Source organism: Streptomyces sp. NPDC029216 (genome assembly GCF_040648015.1).
Lineage (GTDB): Bacteria > Actinomycetota > Actinomycetes > Streptomycetales > Streptomycetaceae > Streptomyces.
The window spans coordinates 1-8,000 of sequence record NZ_JBEZWL010000228.1; the positions used below are offsets into that span (position 1 = coordinate 1).

Annotated in this window: 8 protein-coding genes; 4 read left to right on the forward strand and 4 right to left on the reverse strand. The window is 76.1% G+C overall.

From position 1 onward, the window contains the following. Nucleotides 1-325: glycosyltransferase family 2 protein (locus tag AB0F18_RS37495; protein ID WP_362069490.1), on the reverse strand; the 325-nt coding region annotated here is incomplete at its 3' end. A 124-nt stretch (nt 326-449) separates the two neighbouring features. On the opposite strand from AB0F18_RS37495, the gene AB0F18_RS37500 reads away from it, so the two are divergent. Together AB0F18_RS37500 and AB0F18_RS37505 are read left to right on the forward strand one after the other, a co-directional pair. Next, entirely contained in the window at nt 450-1,262 is an 813-nt protein-coding gene (locus AB0F18_RS37500; protein WP_362069493.1) for a response regulator transcription factor, read from the forward strand. Continuing rightward, complete coding sequence (locus AB0F18_RS37505; protein WP_362069496.1) at nt 1,255-2,364, forward strand: HAMP domain-containing sensor histidine kinase; 1,110 nt, start codon at nt 1,255-1,257, stop codon at nt 2,362-2,364. Before AB0F18_RS37500 ends, AB0F18_RS37505 begins: the two co-directional genes overlap by 8 nt. Before the next feature lie 30 nt (nt 2,365-2,394). Here AB0F18_RS37505 and AB0F18_RS37510 read toward each other — a convergent pair whose 3' ends face one another. Then, nucleotides 2,395-3,459: an NAD-dependent epimerase/dehydratase family protein gene (locus AB0F18_RS37510; RefSeq protein WP_362069499.1), complete on the reverse strand. Its 1,065-nt coding sequence runs from the start codon at nt 3,457-3,459 to the stop codon at nt 2,395-2,397. Between the two features lie 203 nt (nt 3,460-3,662). On the opposite strand from AB0F18_RS37510, the gene AB0F18_RS37515 reads away from it, so the two are divergent. Both AB0F18_RS37515 and AB0F18_RS37520 read left to right on the forward strand, forming a co-directional pair. Then, nucleotides 3,663-4,982, forward strand: coding sequence for a molybdopterin-dependent oxidoreductase (locus AB0F18_RS37515; RefSeq protein WP_362069502.1), 1,320 nt, complete (start codon nt 3,663-3,665; stop codon nt 4,980-4,982). Then, on the forward strand, nt 4,979-5,509 hold the full coding sequence (locus AB0F18_RS37520; protein ID WP_362069505.1) for a hypothetical protein: 531 nt from the start codon (nt 4,979-4,981) through the stop codon (nt 5,507-5,509). Before AB0F18_RS37515 ends, AB0F18_RS37520 begins: the two co-directional genes overlap by 4 nt. A gap of 39 nt (nt 5,510-5,548) precedes the next feature. Here the strand turns inward: AB0F18_RS37520 and AB0F18_RS37525 are convergent, their stop codons facing one another. Then, on the reverse strand, nt 5,549-7,000 hold the full coding sequence (locus tag AB0F18_RS37525) for an FAD-dependent oxidoreductase (protein ID WP_362069508.1): 1,452 nt from the start codon (nt 6,998-7,000) through the stop codon (nt 5,549-5,551). A 65-nt stretch (nt 7,001-7,065) separates the two neighbouring features. Continuing rightward, a partial coding sequence (locus AB0F18_RS37530) for a LuxR C-terminal-related transcriptional regulator (RefSeq protein WP_362069511.1) occupies nt 7,066-8,000 on the reverse strand: 935 nt, incomplete at its 5' end.

The window sequence follows — 8,000 nt, forward strand, 5'->3', positions numbered from 1 at the left end:
CCTCGCCGGCCGCGACCCGCTCGGCCATCGGGGCGAGCAGACCGGGGTCCATGGAGGCGTCGCAGTCGCAGAAGCAGACCAGTTCGGCGCGTGCGGCGAGCAGCCCGGCGTGGCAGGCGGCCCCGAAGCCGCGCCGGGGCTCGTGCACGACGGTGGCGCCGAGGCCGCGGGCGATGTCCGCCGAGCCGTCGGTGGAGCCGTTGTCGACGACGATGGCCCGCCACCCGGCCGGCACCCGCGCCAGCACCCAGGGCAGGGCCTCCGCCTCGTCGAGACACGGCAGTACGAGGTCCGCGCGGGGCGGACGGCAAGCAGAAGGAGTCACCCTGCCCACCGTAGGAACCGGAAGGCGGGCTAGGGCGCCCGAAGACCTTACGAAACGCGGACACCACGCCGCACGGCGGCGCCCCCGGGGTCGGCCCCGGCCGCCGCGATGCCACTCTGGAGGCATGGCACCCAGCAGCGAAACCGACCGCGGCCCCTCCTCCGGCGACCTCGCCGCCCGCGTCCTGGTGGTGGACGACGACCCGACGGTCTCCGAGGTCGTGGCCGGCTACCTGGAGCGGGCCGGGTTCACCGTGGACCGTGCCGCGGACGGCCCGGCCGCCCTGGAGGCGGCCGCCCGGCACCGGCCCGACCTCGTCGTCCTCGACCTGATGCTGCCCGGCATGGACGGCCTGGAGGTCTGCCGCCGGCTGCGGGCCCGTGCGGGCGGCGGGCCTTCCGTACCGGTGGTCATGCTCACCGCACGCGGAGACGAGGACGACCGCATCCTGGGCCTGGAGGTGGGCGCGGACGACTACGTGACCAAGCCCTTCAGCCCGCGCGAGCTGGTGCTGCGCGTCCGGTCGGTCCTGCGCAGGGCGTCCCGTTCCCCCGCCGACGAGCCCCCTCTCGCGGCGGCCGGCCTGACGGTGGACCCCACCGCCCGCCGGGCGACCAAGAACGGAGCCGAACTCGCCCTCACCCTCAGGGAGTTCGACCTCCTCGCCTACTTCCTGCGGCACCCCGGCCAGGTCTGCGACCGGGAGCGGCTGATGCGCGAGGTCTGGGGCTGGGACTTCGGCGACCTCTCCACCGTCACCGTGCACGTCCGCAGACTGCGGAGCAAGATCGAAGACGATCCGGCCGATCCGCGGCTGATCCGCACGGTGTGGGGAGCCGGGTACCGCTTCGAGGCGGGCCCGAACCCGTCCGGCCCGCCGACGGCCGCGGCCGGGACCGGCACGGCCGCGAAGGGGCTGGAGGCCGGCCGTGAGTGACCTGCTGCTGATCGCCCTGTACGCCTTCCTCGGCGCCGCGGCCGCCGGGCTGCTCGGCGCCGCCGCGCTGCGGATGCTGCGCCGCCGGAGCGTGGCGGTGTCCCTCGCGGTCGTCGCGGCGGTCGCGGTGTCCGCGATGCTCGCCGGGACGCTCGCGGTGGCCTGGGCGATGTTCCTGTCCTCCCACGACCTCGCCGTGGTGACCACGGTCGTCGCGATGGCCGCCGCCGTGTCCCTCGGCACCGCCCTGCTGGTGGGCCGGCAGGTGGTCCGGCGCTGCCGGGAACTCGTCGGTGCGGCACGCGACTTCGGGGAGGACGGCAGCTTCACGGCCCCGGCCGTGCCGGCTCCCGCCGAACTCACGGCGCTGAGCCGCGAACTGGCCCTCACCAGCGAGCGCCTCGCGGCCTCACGCGAACGCGAGCGCGCACTGGAGACCTCCCGGCGGGAGCTCGTGGCCTGGATCTCGCACGACCTGCGGACCCCGCTCGCCGGCCTGCGCGCGATGTCCGAGGCCCTGGAGGACGGCATGGCCGCCGACCCGGCCCGCTACCACCGCCAGATGCGCGCCGAGGTGGAACGCCTCAACTCCATGGTCACCGACCTGTTCGAGCTCTCCCGGATCCACGCCGGCGCGCTCTCCCTCAGCCCGACCCGGATCTCGCTCTACGACCTGGTGGGCGACGCGCTGGCCGGCGCGGACGCCCTGGCCCGCGAGCACGGGGTGCGGCTGGCGGGCGGGGGCGTCGCCCCGCTCCCGGTGGAGGTCGACGGCAAGGAGATGACCCGGGTCCTGTCCAACCTGCTGGTGAACGCCATCCGCCACACCCCGGCCGACGGCACCGTCGCGATCGCCGCCGAACGCCGGGCGGGCGCCGTGGTCCTGACCGTCACCGACGCGTGCGGCGGGATCCCGGAGGAGGACCTGCCCCGCGTCTTCGACACCGGCTGGCGCGGCTCACAGGCGCGTACCCCTCCCTCCGGGGCGGGCCTGGGCCTGGCCATCGTCCGCGGCATCGTCGAGGCCCACTCCGGACACGCCGACGTCCACAACGTGCCCGGCGGCTGCCGCTTCGAACTGACCCTCCCGGCCCCCGCATAGAGCCCCCGTCTCCGGGGCCCCGCGCGGCCTTCAGCCGACGGCGCCCGCCGAGGCCCGCTGACCGGACCGGGCGAACTCGGCCATCCCGTCGACGAAGCCCACCACCGGACGCCAGCCCAGTTCGTCGCGCAGCCGGGCGGAGTCGGCGGTGATGTGCCGTACGTCGCCGAGGCGGAACTCGCCCGTGACCACCGGCGCGGGCCCGCCGTGCGCCGAGGCCAGCTCGGACGCCATCTCGCCGACCGTGTGCGGCTCCCCGCTCCCGGTGTTGTAGGCGGTCAGCCGTCCGGCGGACATCCCTCCCACGGCCTCCAGCGCCACCACGTTCGCCGCGGCCACGTCCGTGACGTGGACGAAGTCCCGCCGCTGCGCACCGTCCTCGAAGACGCGGGGAGCCTCACCCCTGGCCAGCGCGGACCGGAAGAACGAGGCCACCCCGGCGTAGGGGGTGTCGCGGGGCATCCCCGGCCCGTACACGTTGTGGTAGCGCAGCGACACCGCGCGGCCCTCCGTGCAGCGGGCCCAGGACGCCGCCAGGTGCTCCTGGGCCAGTTTCGTCGTCGCGTACACGTTCCGCGGATCCGCCGGGGCGTCCTCGCCGACCAGGCCCGGGGCGAGCTCGGCCCCGCAGTCGGGGCAGCGGGGCTCGAAACGCCCTGCCGTGAGGTCCTCGGTCCGCCGCGGCCCGGGGCGTACCGTTCCGTGCCGCGCGCAGGTGTACCGGCCCTCTCCGTAGACCACCATCGACCCGGCGAGGACCAGCTCCCGGACCCCGGCCGCGGCCATCTCCGCGAGCAGCACCGCCGTCCCGAGGTCGTTGCAGCCGACGTAGTCGGGGGCGTCCGCGAAGTCCTTGCCCAGGCCGACCATCGCCGCCTGGTGGCAGACCGCGTCCACGCCGCGCAGCGCGGCCCGGACCGCGCCGGCGTCCCGTACGTCGGCCCGGACGAACTCCGCCCCGGGCAGCGGCGGAGTGCCGGGGTGGGCGGCGGGGAGCAGGGCGTCGAGGACGACGGGCTCGTGGCCACGGGCCTTGAGGGCGGTGACGATGTGGGAGCCGATGAACCCGGCTCCTCCGGTGACGAGTACGCGCATGCCCGGGACGCTACGCAGTGCGGGAGCTCCCGGGGGTCCGCGACGCGTGCACGTAAGACTTCCGTCATGCCCCCGGCCGGGCGGCGGCCCGGCGCGCCCCCGGGTCGGCGTGTCACCGGACCTCCGGCCCCCGCGGTGGGGCATGTTCTCGTGAGCGGGGCGGCCCGGTGAGCCCCGGAGAGCGGAAGCTGCGGAGGTGCCCCATGGACGCGAGCGGCGAGGGGGAGGGCGGGTACGCGCGCCTGCGGTCGGCCCTGGCGTCCGCGTGGGCGGCGGGCCCGCGGCGGGGGCCGTCGCGGCCGGAGTTCTGGCGCAGCCCGCTGAGGGGGCCGTGGCTGACCGCCCTGTTCGGGCTGGTCCTGCTGTTCGGCGTCACGGTCCTCTTCGTGACGGGCCTGCTGTCGTACGCCGCGTACGACCCGGATCTCGCCGCGGTGAACGACCAGACCCCGGACAAGGGGTGGCTCGGCTCCTACCTCTTCTCCTGGCCGACGTCCCCGTACTGGCTCTACCGGGTCACCCAGGGAGTGCACGTCACGCTCGGGGTGGTGCTCGTGCCGGTGCTCCTGGCGAAGCTGTGGTCGGTGATCCCCAGGCTCTTCGCCTGGCCGCCGGTGCGCTCGCCCGCCCAGGCCGCCGAGCGGCTCTCCCTGCTCCTGCTGGTGGGGGGCGCCGGGTTCGAGTTCGCCACCGGCATCCTCAACGTGCAGCTCCACTACGTCTTCCCGGGCTCCTTCTACACCCTCCACCTCTACGGCGCCTGGGTGTTCATCGGCGCCTTCGCCGTCCACGTCACCTTCCGGCTGAAGCGGGCCGTACGGGCCCTGCGGGCCGGGCCGCGGCAGCCGCCGCCCGGCAGCGAGGAGGCGGCGGGACTGGTCTCGCCCCGCCCGGCCGAACCGACGATCACCCGGCGGGGCGCGCTGGGGATGGTCGGGCTGGGTTCGCTGGCGCTGTTCGTGGTGACCGCCGGGCAGAGCGTGGGCGGGTGGTGGCGCCGGACGGCCCTGCTGGCCCCGCACGGCCGGGACCCGGGATCCGGGCCGAACGGGTTCCAGATCAACAAGACCGCCGCCTCGGTCGGCATCCGCGCCGCCGACATCGGGCCGGGCTGGCGGCTGACCGTACGCGGGGCCGGCCGTCAGGTCGACCTGACCCACGCCGGGCTGCTGGCCATGCCCCAGAGCGGTGCGCGGCTGCCCATCGCCTGCGTGGAGGGCTGGTCGACGTCCGACCAGCTGTGGGGCGGGGTCCGGCTCACCGAGCTGGCCGCCCTCGTCGGCCTCGGCGCCGAGCACGCCCCGCGGGTCCTGGTCGAATCCGTGCAGCGCGGTGGATCGTTCGCCTCTGTGGTCCTGAGCGCCTCCCAGGTCCGCGACGACCGCTCCCTGCTGGCCGTACGGGTCAACGGGGCCGTCCTCTCCCGCGACCACGGCTACCCGGCCCGGGTGATCGTCCCCGGAGCCCCGGGGGTCCACAACACCAAGTGGGTCACGCGCCTCACCTTCGGGGAAGCCGAGTGAAGCCGCCCGCCGCCCGGGCCGCCGCGACCGCCCTCCGCCGCCGCTACGGCGCCTCCCCCCTCCACCTGCTCCTCGTCCTCGCCTCCTTCGCCCTGGCCTGCTACGCGGGCCTGCGCCTGCTCGCGGGCGACACCCTCGGCGTGGCCGTGTGGTTCGTCGGGGCCGCGCTCCTGCACGACCTCGTCCTCCTGCCCCTGTACGCGGTCACCGACCTGGCCGTCCAGCGCGTCCTGGGACACGGCCGGCGGGAGGTCGGCCCGCGGGCGGGGGTCAACCACGTCCGGGTCCCCGTCTTCGTCTCCGGTGTCCTGCTGCTGGTGTACTGGCCCCTGGTACTCCGGCAGGCAGGCCACTACACGGTGACCACCGGCCTGCCGGCCGACGTCTTCCTGGGACGGTGGCTGCTGATCACCGCCTGCCTGTTCGCCGCTTCGGCGGCCGCCTTGGCCGTACGCCTCTGGAACGGCGGCAGGGACGCGCGCAAGGCCCGGTCCCGGCAGCGCCGCCGGCGGGGGAGGGGGATGTGAGCGCCGCCCCGGCCGGCGTCCGTGCGCCCGGCGGCGCGGTCAGCGGCGGAAGCTGGAGGGGTCCAGCGAGGCGAGGCGCCTGACCAGGGACGGGACGGGGCGGCCGTGGTCCTCGCGGTGTTCCACCGCCCGCAGGGCGGGGATGACCAGCCGGGCTCCCGGGTAGCGGACCGGCTCCGGGGGGAGCCAGCCGCCCGGCGGGCGGGTGAAGGCGGAGCCGGACCATTCGTCCTTCGTGCCCAGGACGAGCGAGGCCAGCACCTTGGCCATCAGCCGGGACGGGCCCACACCGTCCCCGGAGTAGCCGGTGGCGTAGCAGACCCCGGGGACGGTCTTCAGCCAGCCGGCGAACGGCAGCGAGGTGGTCGAGTACTCGACCGGCGCGGTCCAGGCCATGTCCACCGGGGCGTCGGCGAGTTCCGGGAAGAGCCGGCCCAGCTGCGCGTGGAGCTCGGCGGGCCGCAGGGCGTCGCCCCACAGCGTGTCGGCTCCCGCATGGCCGTAGGCCACGCCGGAGCCGCCCTTGCCGAAGACCAGCCTGCCGTCCGGGGTCGTGCGGTAGTAGTTCAGCCGCCGCCGCGCGTCGCAGACCGAGGTCCCGCCGTCCCAGCCGAGCGCCGCGAGCCGCTCCGGGACGGGCCGGGTCAGGACGGTGTCGCTGGCCACGGTCACCATGCGGCGGCCGAGGTCCTCCAGCTGCGCGGCCCAGGCGTTGACGGCCAGGACCACCCGGTCCGCGTACACCCGGCCGTACGGCGTGTGCGCGGTGGTGGCGCCGCCGGGCGCGTTGCGCAGGGCGGTCAGCGGGGTGCGTTCGTGGATGCGGACGCCCTCGTTCAGTGCGACCCGGCGCATCCCACGGGTCAGCTTGGCGGGCTGCAGGGTGGCGCAGCCCGGGTCGAGGACGCCGCCGAAGTGGCTGCGGGTGCCGACGGCGCGGCGCGACTCCGCCGCGGAGACCTCGTGCAGCGGCTCGACGCCGGCCCGCCGCAGGTCCTCCAGGGTCTGCCGCCAGGCCCCGCGCTGGGCGGGGGAGGAGGCGGCCCACAGCCAGGGGCCGCGCCGGTGCTCGATGTCGATGCCGTGGGCCCCGGCGAAGTCGAGGATCTCGTCGACGGCCCGCGCGGAGGCCTCGCCGATGCGGCGTGCCTCCTCGTGGCCGCCGATGGCGACCAGGCTGCTGAACCGTGCCCACATCGGCATCAGATAGCCGGCGTTGGCGCCGCTGGCGCCCGCTCCGCACACGTCGGCCTCGATCAGCACGACGTCCGTGCCGGGGGCCCGCCGCAGGATCTCCAGGGCCGTCCACAGGCCGGTGAAGCCGCCGCCCACGACGAGCACGTCGCAGCGCACCTCCTCCAGCAGCTGCGGTGCGCGGCCGTCGTCGGGTTCGGCGGCCAGGGCGTCGCGGAGCCAGGCGGTGCGCCGGGCCGGCGGCGGGGTGCCGGGGCGGGGCCAGGTGCCGGTGAGGAGGAGGTCGGGATCGGTCACGGGTACGGCTCTCCACGGTCGGTACGGGTGTGCGGGTGGGTTGGGGGAGGGTGATGCGCGCGGGGTCAGTTCTGGCGGGCGCGGGCCGCCCGGCCGGTGGGGTCCAGGTGCTCCGCCGCCGTCAGCAGGTCGATCCGCGAGCTCACCCCGTAGGCCTTGAACAGCTTGCGCAGGTGGTAGTTGACGGTGTGCGGGGACAGCGCCAGGCGCCGGGCGATCTGCTGGTTGGTGAGGCCCTCGCGCACCAGCCCCACCAGCTCCCGCTGCTGCCGGCTCAGCTCGGGTCCGGCGGGCGGCGCCGGCGGGAGCCCCGTCGTGGTCCGCAGGGCCGCCGCCTCCCGCTGCAGGGACAGCCGCAGCGACTCGGGCACGGACTCGGCGACGAGCCGGCGCAGCAGCGGCCCGGCGAAGACGGCCCGGTCCCCCTCGTGGCGCACGACACCGGTGGCCGCGACCTCCTCCAGGGCCGGGAGCAGGGCCGAGACCGAGGTGCGCAGCAGCAGGGCCACGTCCTCGTAGACGACCTCGCACCCCAGGACGGCCGCGACGCGCAGCAGCTGACGGCACTCGGGGGAGAACCGCTCCAGGGTGGCCCGCGCCCGCAGGGACAGCCGGGCGGGCAGCCGGGTGGTCAGCAGCCGGGCCTCCCCGTCCACGGTCGCGAGGGAGCCCTCCTCCCGGAGCCCGGCGAGCAGTTCGAGCAGCAGCCGCGGGTGTCCGCGGGCCTGGTCCAGCAGCCGGACCAGCTCGGGCGACGGTTCGACGCCCAGCAGGTCGCGGGCCAGGTCCAGGGCGTGGGACGGGCTGAGCGGGCCGAGGGACAGCCGCTCGCTGCGCCCCGTGGGCCCGGGCGGCAGGACGGGGCCCGTGCCGGGCCGGTGGGAGACCAGCCAGACGACGGGCCGCTCGTCGCCGCCCTGCTCGCGGGGGGCGTGGGGCCTGCGCGGCGGGGTGTCGGGGGCGGGCCGGGCGTCGTCGACCAGGACGAGGACGGGCCTCG

Excerpts from the sequence above, each read along its gene's own strand:
- AB0F18_RS37510 (WP_362069499.1), bottom strand. The coding sequence starts at position 3,459 with ATGCGCGTACTCGTCACCGGAGGAGCCGGGTTCATCGGCTCCCACATC.
- AB0F18_RS37515 (WP_362069502.1), top strand. The coding sequence starts at position 3,663 with ATGGACGCGAGCGGCGAGGGGGAGGGCGGGTACGCGCGCCTGCGGTCG.
- AB0F18_RS37500 (WP_362069493.1), top strand. The coding sequence starts at position 450 with ATGGCACCCAGCAGCGAAACCGACCGCGGCCCCTCCTCCGGCGACCTC.